This window comes from Haemophilus influenzae, assembly GCF_003494325.1.
GTDB lineage: Bacteria > Pseudomonadota > Gammaproteobacteria > Enterobacterales > Pasteurellaceae > Haemophilus > Haemophilus influenzae_I.
Map to the genome: position 1 here is coordinate 1 of NZ_QQIK01000005.1, position 18,926 is coordinate 18,926.

General features: G+C 36.2%; 15 protein-coding genes and 3 pseudogenes. 14 read left to right on the top strand and 4 right to left on the bottom strand.

Features of this window, described 5'->3' with window-relative positions; all coding sequences use genetic code 11:
- Positions 1 to 153 precede the first annotated feature (153 nt).
- Positions 154 to 807: a DNA transformation protein TfoX gene (gene tfoX / locus DV356_RS08085; protein WP_118806803.1), complete on the bottom strand. Its 654-nt coding sequence runs from the start codon at positions 805 to 807 to the stop codon at positions 154 to 156.
- 371 nt (positions 808 to 1,178) lie between these two features.
- Between tfoX and recA the strand changes: the two genes are divergently transcribed.
- Positions 1,179 to 2,243, top strand: a complete 1,065-nt coding sequence (gene recA, locus DV356_RS08090) for a recombinase RecA (protein ID WP_050848032.1) — start codon at positions 1,179 to 1,181, stop codon at positions 2,241 to 2,243.
- A gap of 77 nt (positions 2,244 to 2,320) precedes the next feature.
- Complete coding sequence (recX, locus tag DV356_RS08095) at positions 2,321 to 2,779, top strand: recombination regulator RecX (protein WP_118806804.1); 459 nt, start codon at positions 2,321 to 2,323, stop codon at positions 2,777 to 2,779.
- Here recX and crcB read toward each other — a convergent pair.
- Positions 2,776 to 3,162 carry a fluoride efflux transporter CrcB gene (gene crcB / locus DV356_RS08100; RefSeq protein WP_111691157.1) on the bottom strand — a complete coding sequence of 129 codons (387 nt, stop codon included), beginning with the start codon at positions 3,160 to 3,162 and terminating at the stop codon, positions 2,776 to 2,778. The genes recX and crcB overlap by 4 nt on opposite strands.
- Complete coding sequence (locus DV356_RS08105) at positions 3,162 to 3,980, bottom strand: Cof-type HAD-IIB family hydrolase (RefSeq protein ID WP_021034534.1); 819 nt, start codon at positions 3,978 to 3,980, stop codon at positions 3,162 to 3,164. Before DV356_RS08105 ends, crcB begins: the two co-directional genes overlap by 1 nt.
- 414 nt (positions 3,981 to 4,394) lie before the next feature.
- On the opposite strand from DV356_RS08105, the gene DV356_RS08110 reads away from it, so the two are divergent.
- The 8 genes and pseudogenes from DV356_RS08110 (at position 4,395) to potE (ending at position 13,007) form a co-directional block, all read left to right on the top strand.
- Positions 4,395 to 5,399 carry an ornithine carbamoyltransferase gene (locus DV356_RS08110; protein ID WP_105887572.1) on the top strand — a complete coding sequence of 335 codons (1,005 nt, stop codon included), beginning with the start codon at positions 4,395 to 4,397 and terminating at the stop codon, positions 5,397 to 5,399.
- 9 nt (positions 5,400 to 5,408) lie between these two features.
- On the top strand, positions 5,409 to 6,341 hold the full coding sequence (gene arcC, locus DV356_RS08115) for a carbamate kinase (RefSeq protein ID WP_112081819.1): 933 nt from the start codon (positions 5,409 to 5,411) through the stop codon (positions 6,339 to 6,341).
- A gap of 105 nt (positions 6,342 to 6,446) precedes the next feature.
- Positions 6,447 to 7,976 carry a YfcC family protein gene (locus DV356_RS08120; protein WP_118806805.1) on the top strand — a complete coding sequence of 510 codons (1,530 nt, stop codon included), beginning with the start codon at positions 6,447 to 6,449 and terminating at the stop codon, positions 7,974 to 7,976.
- Positions 7,977 to 8,065: 89 nt separating this feature from the next.
- A pseudogene (locus DV356_RS08125) lies at positions 8,066 to 8,531 on the top strand (Lrp/AsnC family transcriptional regulator).
- Positions 8,532 to 8,664: 133 nt separating this feature from the next.
- Positions 8,665 to 8,763 (top strand): annotated as a pseudogene (locus DV356_RS10025) (ornithine carbamoyltransferase); the annotation flags it as partial.
- A gap of 208 nt (positions 8,764 to 8,971) precedes the next feature.
- A complete protein-coding gene (speFL, locus tag DV356_RS09980) occupies positions 8,972 to 9,166 on the top strand; it encodes a leader peptide SpeFL (RefSeq protein ID WP_197532058.1) in 195 nt (64 codons plus the stop codon).
- Positions 9,167 to 9,418: 252 nt separating this feature from the next.
- Positions 9,419 to 11,581 (top strand): ornithine decarboxylase SpeF, encoded by a 2,163-nt coding sequence (gene speF, locus DV356_RS08140; protein WP_112081817.1) that lies wholly within the window; start codon positions 9,419 to 9,421, stop codon positions 11,579 to 11,581.
- Between the two features lie 106 nt (positions 11,582 to 11,687).
- A complete protein-coding gene (gene potE, locus DV356_RS08145; protein WP_005640821.1) occupies positions 11,688 to 13,007 on the top strand; it encodes a putrescine-ornithine antiporter in 1,320 nt (439 codons plus the stop codon).
- Between the two features lie 102 nt (positions 13,008 to 13,109).
- Here the strand turns inward: potE and DV356_RS08150 are convergent.
- Positions 13,110 to 13,256, bottom strand: a pseudogene (locus tag DV356_RS08150) (SoxR reducing system RseC family protein); the annotation flags it as partial.
- Positions 13,257 to 13,432: 176 nt separating this feature from the next.
- On the opposite strand from DV356_RS08150, the gene pepE reads away from it, so the two are divergent.
- The 4 genes from pepE (at position 13,433) to cpdB (ending at position 18,859) form a co-directional block, all read left to right on the top strand.
- Complete coding sequence (pepE, locus tag DV356_RS08155; protein WP_162690987.1) at positions 13,433 to 14,137, top strand: dipeptidase PepE; 705 nt, start codon at positions 13,433 to 13,435, stop codon at positions 14,135 to 14,137.
- 17 nt (positions 14,138 to 14,154) lie between these two features.
- Positions 14,155 to 15,450 (top strand): C4-dicarboxylate transporter DcuC, encoded by a 1,296-nt coding sequence (gene dcuC / locus DV356_RS08160; RefSeq protein WP_005688115.1) that lies wholly within the window; start codon positions 14,155 to 14,157, stop codon positions 15,448 to 15,450.
- A 70-nt stretch (positions 15,451 to 15,520) separates the two neighbouring features.
- On the top strand, positions 15,521 to 16,792 hold the full coding sequence (locus tag DV356_RS08165) for a M20 family metallo-hydrolase (RefSeq protein WP_118806806.1): 1,272 nt from the start codon (positions 15,521 to 15,523) through the stop codon (positions 16,790 to 16,792).
- Between the two features lie 93 nt (positions 16,793 to 16,885).
- Positions 16,886 to 18,859 carry a 2',3'-cyclic-nucleotide 2'-phosphodiesterase gene (gene cpdB, locus DV356_RS08170; RefSeq protein WP_118806807.1) on the top strand — a complete coding sequence of 658 codons (1,974 nt, stop codon included), beginning with the start codon at positions 16,886 to 16,888 and terminating at the stop codon, positions 18,857 to 18,859.
- The last annotated feature ends 67 nt before the right edge of the window (positions 18,860 to 18,926 follow it).

Consider the following 18,926-nt stretch of genomic DNA (forward strand, 5'->3'; position numbering starts at 1 on the left):
ATTGTCTGATACATTGTTAAAGAGCAAAAAATAACGACGCACTTGGAAACTTAAAAAAATTCACAACAGTGCGTCGTTGTGTGCGGTGCATTATAGGGATTTTCAAATCCCTTGCAAGTACTTTTTGCAAAAAATTATTTGAATGAACAAATTTTATTCATCATCTAATTTTCTATAGCCTTTTAAGCCATTTTTTCTCAAAACTTCGTTTAATTTCTTCAATAAACGCTCTTTTTCAGCTTGACTTAACATCTGACTATTTTTATTTTGCAAAGCACATACTAATTTCCAATAAAAATCAAGCGTAGCACCACTGCCACTTTTCTTTAATTCCACCAATGCATTTTCTGCGCCAATCTCTCTTAGCATCGCAACATTTGTAATACCAACTTTTATTAAAGCTCTTTCATGTTTAATCGTTAAATTGGGTAAATCCTTTAATCGATTCAATTTTCTTAACGTACATTCTAGCTTCCGCTCAAGAATCTGCTTAATAGAAAGAATAATCAATCTTCTACACAATCTATTACTACGTAAAATCTGATCAGAAAGTGCATAATATTGTGAAAGCACAAACCGTTTATTCAATTCATTCGTTGTAAAAGGTTCACAACCTAATTTAGTTAATTGAATTGCGAGAACACCCTCACCGCGTAAATAAAGTTTTTTATTTTGCCAAATGGCAAACATTGTCTCTTCCTTGTGAAACAAACCGTAACCAGTAAAAAGATTTTTAAAGGAAACATTTCCTACTAACTGATCTAACAAGGAGCAAACGCTATCTATATGCTCATCCTTTATATTCATATTAAACCTCCAATGAATAATTATTTTAAAAGAATCAGTAGAAGTACTTCTGATTTCATTTATATCATGACATTTTTACTACACCTAAATATAAATCTCAGATTTGTGAAGCAGATCGTAAATTTGAAATTTATTTTTATGTAAACGATTGGTTTATATATAAATATACTATATTTAAAACTTTTTTTGCGATTAAAAATCGTACATAATTTGATCTAATTATTCTATCAAAACTTCTATTTTTAGACTAACCCACCTTTTTTACTAGAATGTATACCCCATATTTTTTATTAATATAAATATTTTTCTTGATCTGTACATCAATACAGATATAATCATAAAAAATTGGACATTCAAACAGGAATTTAATTATGGCAACTCAAGAAGAAAAACAAAAAGCACTAGCGGCTGCATTAGGGCAAATAGAAAAACAATTTGGTAAAGGCTCAATTATGAAATTAGGCGATACTAAAACGTTGGATGTAGAATCTATTTCTACCGGATCACTTGGCTTAGATGTTGCACTGGGAATTGGTGGTTTACCTATGGGTCGAATTGTAGAAATCTTCGGACCTGAATCATCTGGTAAAACAACATTAACTCTTTCCGTCATTGCTCAAGCACAAAAAGCAGGAAAAACCTGTGCATTTATTGATGCAGAACACGCACTTGACCCTATTTATGCAGCAAAACTTGGTGTAGATGTAAAAGAACTTTTTGTTTCTCAACCAGATAATGGAGAACAAGCACTTGAAATATGTGATGCATTAGTTCGTTCTGGCGCAATTGATGTAATTATTGTGGACTCCGTTGCCGCACTGACACCAAAAGCTGAAATTGAAGGCGATATGGGGGATTCTCATATGGGTCTGCAAGCGCGTTTAATGTCTCAAGCTTTGCGTAAACTCACAGGTCAAATTAAAAATGCAAACTGTCTAGTTGTGTTTATTAACCAAATCCGTATGAAAATAGGTGTAATGTTTGGTAATCCTGAAACCACCACAGGCGGTAATGCATTAAAATTCTATTCATCCGTTCGCTTAGATATTCGCCGTACAGGTTCTGTAAAAGACGGGGAAAATATTATAGGAAATGAAACTCGCGTAAAAGTAGTAAAAAACAAACTAGCAGCACCATTCCGCCAAGTGGATTTCCAAATTCTCTATGGAGAAGGCATTTCAAAAGCAGGAGAATTACTGGAATTAGGAGTAAAACACAAACTTGTAGAAAAATCAGGCGCGTGGTATTCCTATAATGGCGAAAAAATTGGTCAAGGAAAGGCTAATTCAATGAAATGGCTTAACGAAAATATAGAAAAATCAGATGAATTAGAAGCTCGTTTACGTGCTGAATTAGTAGCTAATCCAGAACAAGCCTTAATGGCTGACATTGAACAATCTGAAAATAGTTCAGAATCAGAAAGTGATTTTGAATAAAGAAAATTACAAATGCCAAAAGTGCGGTTAAAAATGACCGCACTCTATATCAATTCAATAAAATAAGGAATCATTCCTTGTCATCTCTTGCTTTTAATTACATAGTTAATCTTCTTTCCCGCAGAGAATATAGTGAATTCGAGCTCCGCAATAAAATGCAGGAAAAGAACTTTTCGGAAGAAAAAATTGATGAAGCTTTATCTCAATGCCAAGCAAAAAATTGGCAAAGTGATCGTCGTTTTTCAGAAAATTATCTAAATTCACGCGCACAAAAAGGTTATGGTGTAGTAAGAATTCGACAAGAATTACTCCAATTAAAAGGTGTGTCTTCTGATATTATTGATGAAGTTTTAATGGAATCAGAAATTGATTGGTATGAAATGGCTGAGAACTTGTTACGTAAAAAATTCCCAAATTATAACGAACAGCAAAAGCCTAAAATGAAACAAAAAATTTGGCAATATATGCTATCACACGGGTTTCGTAGCGATGAATTTGCTGATTTAATTGGGCAAAACCAAAGTGAATGGGATTAATGTAAAAGTTGAGAACAAATTTTATATATCCAAATGCCCAATGTTGTCATAGCTAAACATCCAAATAAATGCATAATCAATACACAAAATCCATTTAACCACTTGTCATTAAAAAATAATTCCACAACTTCGGAAGAAAAAGACGAAAATGTAGTTAGCGATCCTAAAAAACCGGTAATTAAAAATAACCGCCATTCAGAACTAATTTGTGGGAATTGCCAAAAAATCCCAAGTAATACACCAATAATTAAACAACCAAGCAAATTAGCGATTAAAGTCCCAAAAGCAAAGGAAGAAAATAAAGGATTAAATAACAATCCTATAGTCCAACGCAATGACGCGCCTAATATTGCACCACAACTTATGAATAATAATGCCTGCATTAATAATCTAATCCAAATTGAGTTCGCAAATAACAAGCGACTGATTCTTCTTTATTTGATCCAATAACTTCTAAATCTGGACAAGCCGTTTTTAAACGAATATCAGCATCTTTCATAATGCAACCTTTTCCAGCCCAAGAAAGCATTTCTACATCATTCATTCCATCGCCAAAAGCAATACAGTCTTTTAACTCATATTCTCGTGATTCGAGTAAATGTTTTAATGCATCGCCTTTTGAAACATTCTTATTCATTACTTCCAAACAAGCTAATGCAGAATAAACAATTGTCGTCACGTCACCAAACTTATCTCGTAAATAAGTTTCTACTTCAACTAAATCCTCTGGAGTTTTACCAATAAAAAAGACTTTTTCTGTCCCACGTCCATGATGTTTGGAAAAATCAACTACGTTATAATCAAATCCTGATTCTTTGTGGAACTGACGCATTGCAGGAATATCTTTATTAGTAAACCAACCTTCATCTTGATAGCTATTCATGCATACTTTGGACGTATCAAATGGCGTTTTGTAAAGCTCGAGAACTAATTCTTCAGGCAAGCTATTGCTATAAAGCAAATTACCCTGTAAATCCCGTACACGAGCACCATTTGATGTAATCATAACCGCACGTTCCGCACCAATTTTTCCAAGAATGGATGACACATCGGTATGATTACGTCCTGTTGCCAAAATAATATCTACGCCTTTTTGCTCTAATGCTCTCAGCGTATCAATGGTAAGATCACCCACTAAATGTTCAGGTGTTAAAAGCGTGCCATCTAAATCAGACACCATTGCTCGAAAAGGTAAATTCATAAAAACCTCAAAAAATAAACTATGCTTATCATATCACTAAATATACAAATGGTACTTGCTGAAGATCAATGTATTAAAAACTGTAATAAAAATAACCGCACTTTTATTAAGCATCAATAGACACATTCCTCTTTATCCAATAATAAGCTAAAACATATTTTCGTTTAAATTGATCTACTATTAGAAATTAAACAAATACCAATAAAGAGTTAGTTTATTTTTATTAGAATGAATATAAATTCTAATAAAGCTGAAAATCTCGCAATAAAATTCTACATACTGGAATTACCAGTTGAAAAACGATAACAAATTTCATTTTACCTCTCTTATAATACAAGTGTTCGAACAACAAGCAGTACCTCGAATGATGTATGTTTATTCCCCAATGGATAGTCAAAAAACAAGGAGATTATTATGGCTTTCAATATGAAAAACAGACATTTACTTAGTCTTGTTCATCACACAGAACGTGAAATTAAATATCTCTTAGATCTCTCCCGAGATTTGAAACGAGCCAAATATACAGGCACAGAACAACAAAAATTAAAAGGCAAAAATATCGCACTCATCTTTGAAAAAACCTCCACTCGCACACGCTGTGCATTTGAAGTCGCCGCTTATGACCAAGGCGCACAAGTCACCTATATCGACTCTAACTCCTCCCAAATTGGCCACAAAGAAAGTATGAAAGATACCGCCCGCGTATTAGGCAGAATGTATGATGGCATTGAATATCGTGGCTTTAAACAAAGTATAGTTCAAGAACTTGCTGATTATGCTGGTGTGCCAGTATTCAATGGTTTAACCGATGAATTCCACCCAACACAAATGCTTGCTGATGTGCTTACCATGATTGAACATTGCGACAAACCATTAAGCGAAATTAGCTATGTCTATATTGGGGATGCTCGTAATAATATGGGTAATTCACTTTTATTAATTGGTGCAAAATTGGGTATGGATGTGCGGATTTGTGGACCTAAAACATTATTACCAGAAGCAAGTCTTGTGGAAATGTGCGAAAAATTTGCGAAAGAAAGCGGTGCTCGTATTACCGTAACTGAAGATATCGACAAAGCGGTGAAAGGTGCTGATTTTGTTCATACTGATGTGTGGGTTTCAATGGGTGAACCATTAGAAACTTGGGGCGAACGCATTAAATTATTACTTCCTTATCAAGTCACACCTGAATTAATGAAACGCACTGATAATCCAAAAGTGAAATTTATGCACTGCTTGCCAGCCTTCCATAACAGCGAAACCAAAGTTGGTCGTCAAATTGCTGAAAAATATCCTGAATTAGCTAATGGTATTGAAGTGACTGAAGATGTATTTGAATCGCCAATGAACATTGCATTTGAACAAGCAGAAAACCGTATGCACACAATTAAAGCTGTAATGGTAGCAAGTTTGGCATAAGGAGAACGTATGAGAATAGTGATTGCATTAGGCGGTAATGCGTTATTACGACGCGGAGAACCAATGACAGCCGAAAATCAACGACAAAATGTTCGCATTGCTTGTGAGCAAATTGCTAAGATTTGGCCAAATAATGAATTAGTGATAGCACACGGTAATGGTCCACAAGTGGGTTTGCTCGCCTTACAAGGTGCTGCCTATACTGATGTGCCAACTTATCCTTTAGATGTATTGGGAGCAGAAACAGCTGGAATGATTGGTTATATGATTCAACAAGAACTCGGTAATTTAGTTCCATTTGAAGTGCCATTTGCAACGTTATTATCTCAAGTAGAAGTTGATATCAACGACCCAGCTTTCAAAAATCCAACTAAACCAATTGGTCCTGTTTATACGAAAGAAGAGGCTGAACGTTTGGCAAAAGAAAAAAATTGGTCTATTGCACAAGATGGTGATAAATATCGCCGCGTTGTGCCAAGTCCATTGCCAAAACGTATTTTTGAAATTCGTCCGGTCAAATGGTTGCTTGAAAAAGGCAGTATCGTAATTTGTGCGGGTGGCGGTGGTATCCCGACCTATTATGATGAAAACCATAATTTACAAGGTGTTGAAGCCGTTATTGACAAAGATTTATGTTCAGCTTTACTTGCAGAAAATCTTGATGCTGATTTATTCATCATTGCAACTGATGTTTCAGCAACCTTCGTAGATTGGGGAAAACCAACTCAAAAAGCAATTTCAGTTGCCTCACCTGAAGCAATTTCAGAACTTGGTTTTGCAGCAGGTTCTATGTGGCCAAAAGTACAAGCAGCCATCAACTTTGCAAAACAAACAGGAAAAGATGCAGTAATAGGCTCTTTATCTAATATTGTGGACATTGTGAAAGGCAAAGCTGGTACTCGTATTACGAAAAAAGCTGAAGGCATATCCTATTATGCTTAAATAATAAAGGTGCTTTGTGAAATCATTCTCAAGGTAAAAAGTGCGGTCGGTTTAACCGATGTTTTTACCAACCGCACTTTAAACGTTACACATAAGGAGCTCGCTATGGATGCGTCCAAAAAGAAGAAAACGTTTAATTTCCCATCAGCGTTTACAATTTTATTTGCAATATTAATTCTCGCTGTTGGATTAACCTGGATAATTCCATCTGGTTCATATTCAAAATTAACATATAATTCCACTGATAATGTCTTTGTGGTCAAAGCTTATGGCGTTGATGATAAAACTTATCCCGCCACAACAAACACTCTTGATAATCTCAATATAAAAATTAAACTCTCCAATTTCACCGAAGGCGTGATCAAAAAACCAATCGCTATTCCTGGTACTTATCAACGTGTAGAACAACACCATAAAGGCATTGAAGATATCACCAAAAGTATGGTTGAAGGCACCATCGAAGCCGTTGATGTTATGGTCTTTATCTTTGTATTAGGTGGTATGATTGGTGTCATTAACCGTACCGGTTCTTTTAATGCCGGTTTGATGGCTCTCGTGAAAAAAACCAAAGGCAATGAGTTTTTTATTGTATTCAGCGTATCTGTTTTAATGGTGTTAGGCGGTACAACCTGTGGTATCGAAGAAGAAGCAGTGGCATTCTATCCGATTCTGGTGCCAGTATTCTTGGCTCTGGGATATGATGCAATAGTCTGTGTAGGAGCTATATTCCTTGCTTCATCTATGGGAACGGCATTCTCTACAATTAACCCATTCTCCGTTGTTATCGCATCAAATGCAGCTGGTATTCAATTTACTGAAGGTATTGGTTTCCGTGCTCTAGGTTTAGTTTTAGGGGCAACTTGCGTAATCGTATATCTTTATTGGTACTGTAAAAAAATCAAAGCTGACCCAAGTTTTTCTTTCACTTATGACGATCGCGAAGAATTTCGCCAACGTTATATGAAGAACTTTGATCCAAATGCAACTATCGCATTCTCAGCTCGTCACAAATTAATCTTAACGCTTTTCTGCATTGCATTCCCTATTATGATTTGGGGTGTAATGGTTGGCGGATGGTGGTTCCCTCAAATGGCTGCATCTTTCCTTTCCATTACTATCATCATTATGTTTATCAGTGGCTTGTCTGAAAAAGATATTGTGGAATCTTTCACTGAAGGTGCATCAGAATTAGTAGGCGTATCCTTAATCATTGGTCTTGCTCGTGGCGTAAACTTAGTACTCGAACAAGGTATGATTTCTGACACCATTCTTGATTATATGTCTAATGTAGTTAGCGGTATGCCAGGTAGCGTATTCATCTTAGGTCAATTAGTCGTATTTATTTTCCTAGGCTTAATCGTGCCGTCTTCTTCAGGCTTAGCCGTGCTTTCAATGCCAATTATGGCTCCACTTGCTGACTCAGTGGGTATTCCACGCGATATCGTGGTTTCCGCTTACAACTGGGGACAATATGCAATGCTATTCTTGGCACCAACAGGATTAGTATTGGTGACTCTCCAAATGTTGCATATTCCGTTTGATAGATGGGTTAAATTCGTGATGCCTATGATTGGATGTTTATTACTAATCGGATCTATTTTACTGGTAGTACAAGTATCCTTATATAGCGTTTAATTAGTCAAATTGCCACCTAGATCACAGTTTTTCTAGGCGGTTTCTTTTATAATAAGTTATCTTTTTTGTTAGCATAAAAAGGATTTACTATGCTTAAAAAACGCTTTGATAATATTGATACCCGTATTCTTAAAGCATTGCAACGCAATGGCTGATTACAAAATAATGAACTGGCTAACGAAATAGGACTTTCAAATTCAGCTTGTTTACGTCTAGTGAATCACTTAGAAGAAAGTGGCGTAATTGATAACTATGTAGCCTTATTAAATTAAAAAAGTAAACTGTAATCTCATCGTTTATGCATTAGGTTCTTTCTTTGAAGAAGATCCAGAATTAAAAGAGCGGTTTATTTTTGAAGTGAAACTAATCCCTCAAATTACCGAATGCCATTTTATGGCTGGTAGCTTTGATTTCTTATTAAAACTCAATGTATCAGATCTTGATCAATTTAATTACATCAAAAATACCTATCTTAATTCTAGGCTTGGCATTAAAACCTTAAAATCAGAAGTTACTCTAAAAACGGTCAAATCAACAACTGAATTGCCTTTATAAAATCATCATAATGATTGCTCCTAAAATAAAAAGAAGCACGCATAGAATGATGCGTACTTTATGTAGGGTGGGCTTCAGCCCACCAAAATATCTCACGATTGTTTGTTGGTGGGCTAAAGCCCACCCTACAACTACTGAAGATGTATTTGAATAGCCAATGAACATTGCATTTGAACAAGCAGAAAACCGTATGCATACGATAAAAGCAGTCATGGTAGCAAGTTTAGCTTAGGAAAGAGATAAATTGGTACATTAATTAATCGCCTAAATTTAAGAATAATTTATTTCCATACTTTTTGTGGTTTTATTTTTTATATGAAATTTAAATTTATTTTTTGATAATGATCACATTTTTTGAAAAATATTATTGACATGATATTTACACAAGCAGAGAATATACCTAACTAAGGTTAGTTTAGATAGAAAGAGGAAATTTTTCTATGCTACTTCGTACATATATACACAGATACGTCTATACGAAAGTATTGAGACTTTTATGGTTTAATCCGATAAAAGGTCGTTCTTTGATGGCGCATATCCGTCGTACACGCCATATTATGATGCCATCGCATCGCTCTTGCTTCTCATACTCAGTATTCGCTTCTCAAAATAAACCATCCAACACGGCTCTCTAAACAGAGTTGTTCTCTCTGTTTAGAGAGTCTCCATAGATTAATTTCTGAATATTTTTGTATTGTCTAGAACAGGCAAGAAATATTTTGTGAAATTAACTTAATCTTATTTAATTTAAAATAAAAATTCTTACTTTAGTTTTTTATATTAAAAAACTAGAGCGAGTTGTTTTATTCTAAATAAATCTATTGCGTTATTAAAATTAATAGCGCAGGGTAACTTTACGTCAAAAAAATAAATAAAAGGAGTTTATTATGCCAAACTTAAAAATTGCATATAATCCAAAAGTTGAACAATATTTCTCTACAAATAGAGAATTAGTTGAAATTACCAAAACAGACTTTACTGATGTTGCAGCTATCATGTTGACATCAGGGGATGTAGGTGAATACCTTGAACGTATTCAAACAACAAATTTTGGTATCCCAGTATTTGTTGTTCAAACTGAAGAAGAACAAGTTGATCCGAAATTCTATGATGCTATTTATCATATTCAAGATTTAAATGGTTATGACATTAAGCTTTATAGCCGTCAAATCGAAACTGCTGCAAGACTTTATGAAGAAAAAATGTTACCTCCATTCTTCAAAATGTTAAGTGAATATGTAGAAATGGGTAATATTGCTTTTGACTGTCCGGGACATCAAGGTGGTCAATACTACCGTAAACACCCAGCAGGTCGTTTCCTTTATGACTTCTACGGTGAAAACATTTTCCGTTCAGATATTTGTAATGCAGACGTGAAATTAGGTGACTTGTTAATTCACGAAGGTGCAGCTTGTGATGCACAAAAATATGCTGCTCAAGTATTCAATGCAGATAAAACTTACTTCGTATTAAATGGTACATCTTCTTCAAACAAAGTTGCATTAAACGCAGTACTTGCTCCGGGCGATTTAGTATTATTTGACCGTAATAACCATAAATCAAACCACCATGGTGCATTAATTCAAGCGGGTGCAACCCCAATTTACTTAGAAACTGCACGTAATCCATTTGGTTTCATTGGTGGTATCGATAGTCACTGCTTCGAAGAAGATTATTTGAAATCATTAATTAAAGAAGTGGCGCCTGAAAAATTAAACCAAAAACGTCCATTCCGTTTAGCCGTTATTCAATTAGGTACTTATGACGGTACAATTTATAACGCACGTCAAGTGGTAGATAAAATTGGTCATCTTTGTGACTACATCTTATTCGACTCTGCATGGGTAGGTTATGAACAATTTATTCCAATGATGAAAGACTGCTCTCCATTATTGCTTGAATTAAATGAAAATGACCCTGGTATTTTAGTGACTCAATCTGTTCATAAACAACAAGCAGGTTTCTCACAAACTTCACAAATTCACAAAAAAGATAAACACATTAAAGGTCAAGATCGTTATGTAAACCACAAACGTTTCAATAATGCCTTTATGTTACATGCGTCAACCAGTCCGTTCTATCCATTATTTGCGGCGTTAGATGTGAATGCAAAAATTCAAGGTAGCGAAGCAGGTCGTCGTTTATGGCATGAATGTGTGAAAGTTGGTATCGAAGCACGTAAATTAGTATTAAATCACTGTGAATTAATTCGTCCATTTATTCCAACCACAATTAAAGGTAAAAAATGGCAAGATTATGACACAGAAGAAATCGCAACTAACCTCGAGTTCTTCAAATTCCACCCAACAGATACATGGCATAAATTTGAAGGCTATGCTGACGAACAATATTTCGTTGACCCATGTAAATTCTTGCTTACCACGCCAGGTATTAGCTTAGAAACAGGCGAATATGAAAAATTTGGTGTACCAGCAACCATTCTTGCAAACTACTTACGAGAAAACGGTATTATTCCGGAAAAATGTGACTTGAATTCAATCTTATTCTTGCTCACTCCGGCAGAAACCCTCACCAAAATGCAAACTTTGGTCGCTCAAATCGCCTTGTTTGAAAAACACATTAAACAAGACTCTTTATTAAAAGATGTATTGCCAACTGTGTATAAAAACAATGAAGACCGTTACAAAGGCTACACCATCCGTCAATTATGCCAAGAAATGCATGATCTTTATGTAAGCCGCAATGTGAAACAACTTCAAAAAGATTTATTCCGCAAAGCGACATTACCAGAATATGTATTAAATCCACATGATGCAAATATTGAGTTAGTACGTAACAAAGTTGAACTCGTTCCATTGACTGATATTGTTGGTCGTGTGGCTGCGGAAGGTGCATTACCTTATCCTCCAGGTGTGTTATGTGTGGTGCCTGGAGAAAGATGGAGTCCAACTGCACAAAAATACTTCCTTGCATTAGAAGAAGGTATCAACACATTACCTGGTTTCGCACCTGAAATCCAAGGGGTTTACTTACAAAAAGACCCTGATGGACGTACTCGTGCATATGGCTATGTTTTAACTGACTATTAATAAAGTGAGGTTGTGAGGATCTTCCTCATAACCCTCTCAGCACAAACAAAAGAAAGTGCGGTTAAAAACATCTGATTTTTTGACCGCACTTGTAGGAGTATAAATTATGAGCGCTAAAAGTAATAAAATTGGTGTGGTACAACTTACCATTCTTACCATGGTTAATATGATGGGTTCCGGTATCATTATGTTACCGACCAAATTAGCTGAAATTGGGACTATTTCCATCGTTTCTTGGCTTGTAACAGCCGTTGGTTCAACAGCCTTAGCTTACGCATTCGCACAATGCGGTATGTTCAGTAAAAAATCTGGTGGTATGGGCGGTTATGCGGAATACTCTTTCGGTAAAGCCGGTAACTTCATGGCTAACTACACTTACGGTGTATCATTAGTTATTGCGAATACAGCAATCGCGATTTCTGCGGTGGGTTATGGTTCAGAGCTTCTCGGCGCAACCCTTTCTCCACTTTCTATCGCATTATGGACCATCTTCACCCTTTGGCTTGCAACCGTTCTTAACTTTGGTGGTGCAAGAATCACCGGTAATATAAGTTCATTTACTATCTGGGGCGTAATTATCCCTGTAGTAGGTATTTCTATCATTGGTTGGAAATGGTTTGATGGTTCAATGTATGTAAACTCTTGGAACCCACATAATGTACCAACTTTTGAAGCGATCGGTGTATCTATTTCAATGACATTATGGGCGTTCTTAGGGTTAGAATCAGCTTGTGCTAACGCAGATGCAGTTGAAAACCCTGAGAAAAACGTACCAATAGCAGTACTTGGTGGTACTTTAGGGGCAGCGGTAATTTATATTGTTTCAACTAACGTGATTGCAGGTATTGTACCTAACCTTGAACTCGCTAATTCAACAGCGCCATTCGGTTTAGCCTTTGCTCATATGTTTGATGAAATTGTAGGTAAAGTTATCATGGTCTTAATGGTGATGTCTTGCTTTGGTTCATTATTAGGCTGGCAGTTCACTATTGCTCAAGTATTCAAATCTTCAGCAGAAGAAGGTTATTTCCCAGCATTCTTCAAAAAAGTTACCACTAAAGATGCACCTGTTGTTGGTATGATTACCATTACTGCGTTACAAACTTTACTCTCTTTAATGACAATCAGCCCATCATTAAATAAACAATTCAATGTGTTGGTGGACTTAGCGGTAGTAACAAACGTTATTCCATACTTGCTCTCAATGGCTGCACTTGCAGTGTTATTGAAAGCAGAGAATGTTACGCCACAAAAATATAAAACAACCGTTTTTGTTGCCTTTATTGGTTCACTATATAGTATCTATGCGCTTTATGCAGCCGGTGAACAAGCGATGTTATATGGTTCAATTGTGACCTTTATCGGTTGGACATTGTATGGTTTTGTTTCTTACAAATTTGACCTTAAAAAATCACAAGCTAATTAAAAAAAGAGAAGCCTACATCTTAATGTAGGCTCTTTCGAGTAGTAATAAGCTAAGTACAAAAGAGCGGTTGAAAATTTAATTGTTTTCAACCGCTCTTTTTATTTAGGATAATACTCTTAACAAAATAGGCTGAAATTCTGTTTGTTGGCCGAGTTTTCGGGTGTAACGTTTAACCATAACAAAGGAAAGTGCGGTCAACATAAAGATTAAAATCTCACGGATGATCTCTTTTTCACTGATATAACATGAAATAAAAGCCAGTTTTTCAATTAAATTTTGAACACGATTAAGATTAATTGACATAGTTTTCTCCTGATATGATTTATTTTTTGATATTCGTTAAACAATAATAATTTTTCGTTGAAAATTAACCTTCTCTAAGCGTAATATCGGTATTTCTAAATACCTATAAAAAGGAGTAGAAAATGAAAAACATGTTACTGCTCAGTAGCTCAAAATACAAGAACACAGGTTATCTTGAACACACTCTACCTTGGTTACAAAATTTCTTGGCGGATTATCGTGGTAAAACAATTGCTTTTGTGCCTTATGCTGGGGTACGCCGCACTTTTGATGAATATGAAAAAACTGTGCAAAATGCACTTTCTTATTTAGAGATGAATATTGTTTCCGTTCATCATGGTAAACAGCATCGAGATATTATTGAACAAGCAGATGTCATTGCTATTGGCGGCGGGAATACATTTTGTTTGTTAAAACAGCTTTATGAACACAATTTAATTGATATCATTCGTGAAAAAGTGAATAACGGTACGCCTTATTTTGGTTGGAGTGCTGGGGCAAATGTAGTGGGTGCATCCATTATGACAACGAATGATATGCCAATTACTTATCCTCCTTCATTTCAAGCATTACAGCTTTTTCCTCATCAAATTAATCCGCACTTTATTTCAGGTAAAATGCAAGGTCATAATGGCGAAAGCCGAGAAGAACGTTTGGCTGAATTTTTACTCGTTAATCCAACCGCACTTGTATATGCATTGCCTGAAGGTTCTGCACTTTATATACAAAATGAAATGGCAACTGTGTTGGGTGAAAATCCTATTTTGTGCTTCAGTGAAAATATGGAATGTGGCACATTTGACATCAATACAACTTTTTCTTATTAACTTAAAAGGAACATATAATGGAATTATTCAAATCCATCGTTGCAGTGATTGGCATTATTGCCACAATTTATTTTCTGATTAAAAAAGCCGAAACCCGAACTGTTTTGATTGGTGTCGGTTTAATAATGTCCATTCTAACGCTGAATCCAATGGGCGCATTAGATGCTTTTGCCAAAAGCATGACATCTGGCGGATTAATTATGGCTATCTGTTCTAGTATGGGTTTTGCTTATGTAATGAAATACACTCAATGTGATACTCATCTAGTGCATTTACTTACCAAACCATTAAGCGGATTAAAATTCTTCTTAATTCCGATTGCAACAGTCATCACCTTTTTCATCAATATTGCTATTCCTTCTGCTGCTGGTTGTGCAGCTGCGGTTGGTGCAACATTAATTCCTGTTTTAAAAAGTGCGGGTGTTCGACCAGCTACTGCTGGTGCAGCTATTTTAGCAGGGACTTTTGGATCAATGATGAGCCCAGGTTCTTCTCACTCAGCAATGATTAGTGAAATGTCAGGCTTAACTATCACTCAAGTAAACCTTTCACATGCGCCATATAACATGATTGCGGGAGCAATAGGTGCTGTTGTTTTAACAATTCTTGCGCTTGTTTTTAAAGATTATGGTGAACAACATCGCCAAGCTTATCTTGCAGAACAAAAAGAAAGTGAAATTAAAGTTGTTGAAGGTGTCAATGTACTTTATGCCCTTGCACCATTAATACCATTAGTTATTTTAGTGATTGGTGGAACATCATTACAACAAGTACCGGGTCTTGAATGGACTAAAATGGGCGTTCCTCAAGCGATGCTGATTGGTGCAATTTACGGCATTATAGTAACTCGTATTTCCCCAGTAAAAATCACTGAAGAATTTTTCAATGGTATGGGAAATTCTTATGCAAACGTACTTGGTATCATTATTGCAGCCAGTGTATTTGTAGCAGGATTAAAATCTACAGGTGCAGTGGATGCGGCAATTTCTTTCTTAAAAGAATCCAACGAATTTGTACGTTGGGGTGCAACAATTGGACCATTCTTAATGGGTTTAATTACAGGCTCTGGCGATGCAGCAGCGATTGCCTTTAACACTGCCGTCACACCACATGCTGTAGAACTCGGCTACACTCACGTAAATCTTGGTATGGCAGCAGCGATTGCTGGTGCAATCGGTCGTACAGCTTCACCAATTGCAGGTGTAACCATTGTTTGTGCAGGCCTTGCGATGGTAAGCCCAGTAGAAATGGTAAAACGTACCGCACCAGGTATGATACTTGCTGTTTTATTCTTAGCATTATTTATGTTGTAAAAATAGTAAAAAATTGACCGCACTTTTTTTAAGTGCGGTCTGTTTTTATAGACTTTTAAAGGAAGAAAAAATGAACTTAGATTTAAATCAACTTGTTAAATGGCGTCGTGAATTTCATCGTTTTCCAGAAATTGGCTGGAGTGAATTTTGGACAACTTCTCGCATTGCGGATTACTTGGAAGACTTAGATTGTTTTGAAATTTTTCTTGGCAAACAAATTATAAATCCAGACTTTGTTCGTGGACGAAAACAAGCCGTAGTAGATAAAGGCTTAGCTAATGCAAAAGCCTATGGAGCCAATGAAAAATGGCTCGAAAAAATGGAAGGGTACACTGGTTGTGTGGCATTATTTGATTCAGGTAAACCAGGAAAAACCATCGCGTTACGTTTTGATATCGACTGTGTGAATGTAACGGAAACTCGCTCACCCGCGCATATTCCAAATAAAGAAGGTTTTGCCTCAATTAACGATGGTTTTATGCATGCTTGTGGACATGATTCACATATTACAATAGGTTTAGGTGTTGCATTATGGATCGCTCAGAACAAAGATAAACTCACTGGAAAAGTAAAAATTGTATTCCAACCAGCAGAAGAAGGTGTTCGAGGTGCAGCAGCCATTGCACAAAGTGGCATAATTGATGATGCAGATTATTTTGCTTCTTCACACATTAGTTTTTGCGCGAATACAGGCACAGTTATTGCTAATCCAAGAAATTTTCTTTCCACTACAAAAATTGATATTCGCTATAAAGGTAAACCTGCGCACGCAGGTGCTGCGCCCCATTTAGGTCGTAATGCTTTATTAGCTGCAGCGCATACAGTCACTCAACTTCATGGTATTGCACGCCATGGTAAAGGCATGACAAGAATTAATGTGGGTGTGCTAAAAGCGGGTGAAGGACGAAATGTCATTCCATCCTCTGCTGAATTACAATTAGAAGTGCGGGGAGAAAATAAAGCAATTAATGAATACATGACTGAACAAGTCATGCAAATAGCCAAAGGTATCTCCATAAGTTTTGATGTAGCGTATGAAACTGAAATTGTAGGTGAAGCAGTGGATATGAATAACGATGTTGAACTTATAAAACTCATCGAAGAAATATCTCTTGAACAACCACAAATAAATAACGTAAATTCAGATTATGCTTTCAATGCAAGTGAAGATGCGACTATCTTAGGTAGACGTGTACAAGAACATGGAGGCAAAGCAATTTACTTCATTCTTGGCGCAGATCGCACAGCAGGTCATCACGAAGCTGAATTTGATTTTGATGAAAATCAATTACTTACTGGGGTTAATATTTATACTTCCTTAGTACAGAAATTATTATCTTAATTAAATAAAAATATTTTTACTCCTTTCTTTTAAGAATCCGCTATTTTTCTTAGAATAAAGGGAATATTTACTCACCCTAATAAGGAAAACTCTATGATGAACAGACGTCATTTTATTCAAATTGGTGCGACCAGTATTCTTGCATTAAGTGCAAACCGTTTTGCGATGGCAAAAGGAAAGAGCGATGTTGATTTACGCATTGTGGCAACAACAGATGTTCATAGTTTCTTGACCGATTTTGACTATTATAAAGATGCACCAACCGATAAATTCGGTTTTACTCGTGCGGCAAGCCTTATTCGTCAAGCACGTGCTGAAGTAAAAAATAGTGTATTGGTTGATAACGGGGATTTAATTCAAGGTAATCCAATTGCAGACTATCAAGCCGCACAAGGCTATAAAGAGGGTAAATCTAACCCTGCGATCGATTGTTTAAATGCGATGAATTATGAAGTGGGTACATTAGGTAACCACGAATTTAACTATGGTCTCAATTATCTTGCAGATGCCATCAAACAAGCTAAATTCCCAATTGTGAATTCAAACGTAGTAAAAGCGGGGACAGAAGAACCTTATTTCACACCTTATGTCATTCAAGAAAAATCAGTTGTTGATAATCAAGGTAAAACACATAAATTAAAAATTGGTTACATCGGTTTTGTGCCACCGCAAATTATGGTTTGGGATAAAGCAAACCTTCAAGGCAAAGTTGAAACCCGTGATATTGTAAAAACAGCGCAAAAATATGTCCCTGAAATGAAGAAAAAAGGGGCTGATATTGTCGTTGCATTAGCTCACACTGGCCCATCTGATGAACCTTATCAAGAAGGTGCTGAAAACTCTGCATTCTATTTAGCGGATGTTCCACATATTGATGCGGTTATTTTTGGACACTCACACCGTTTATTCCCAAATAAAGAATTTGCGAAATCACCAAATGCAGACATCGTAAATGGTACCGTAAAAGGCGTACCAGAAAGTATGGCTGGTTACTGGGCAAATAATATCAGCGTGGTGGATTTAGGCTTAACAGAACACAAGGGTAAATGGATCGTGACTTCTGGCAAAGCTGTGCTTCGTCCAATTTATGATATAGAAACCAAAAAAGCACTTGCAAAAAATGACCCAGAAATTACCGCACTTTTAAAACCAGTTCACGAAGCGACACGTAAATATGTTTCTCAACCTATCGGCAAAGCCACAGACAATATGTATAGTTACCTTGCATTAGTACAAGATGATCCAACCATTCAAATTGTAAACCAAGCACAAAAAGCGTATGTAGAGAAAGTTGCACCAAGTGTTGCAGCAATGGCTGGCTTACCTATTTTAAGTGCAGGCGCACCATTTAAAGCGGGTGGTCGTAAAAATGACCCAACGGGTTATACAGAAGTGAATAAAGGTAAATTAACTTTCCGTAACGCTGCAGACTTATACCTTTATCCAAATACATTAGTGGTTGTTAAAGCGACAGGCGAACAATTAAAAGAATGGTTAGAATGTAGTGCTGGTATGTTTAAACAAATTGACCCTACAAGTGATAAACCACAATCATTAATCGACTGGGAAGGTTTCCGTACTTACAACTTTGATGTAATTGATGGTGTCAATTATGAATACGATCTAACCAAACCTGCTCGTTACGATGGCGAATGTAAATTAATTAACCCAGAATCACATCGTGTAGTGAACCTCACTTATCAAGGCAAACCAGTTGATCCAAAAGCAGAATTCTTGATTGCAACGAATAACTATCGTGCTTACAGTAATAAATTCCCAGGCACTGGCGATCAACATATTGTTTACGCTTCGCCTGATGAAAGCCGTCAAATTTTGGCTGATTATATTAAAGCAACCAGTGAGAAAGAGGGTTCAGTCAATCCAAATGCGGATAAAAACTGGCGTTTTGTGCCTATCACAGGTAACGATAAATTAGATGTCCGTTTTGAAACATCGCCAAGCGAACAAGCAGCGAAATTTATCGCAGAAAAAGCACAATACCCGATGAAACAGGTGGGTACTGACGAAATCGGTTTTGCAGTGTATCAAATTGATTTGTCGAAATAGTAGCTAGAAAAATAAAATGCCGTCTAAAAATTAAAATTTAGGCGGCATTTTTTCTTCCTAAAGTGCG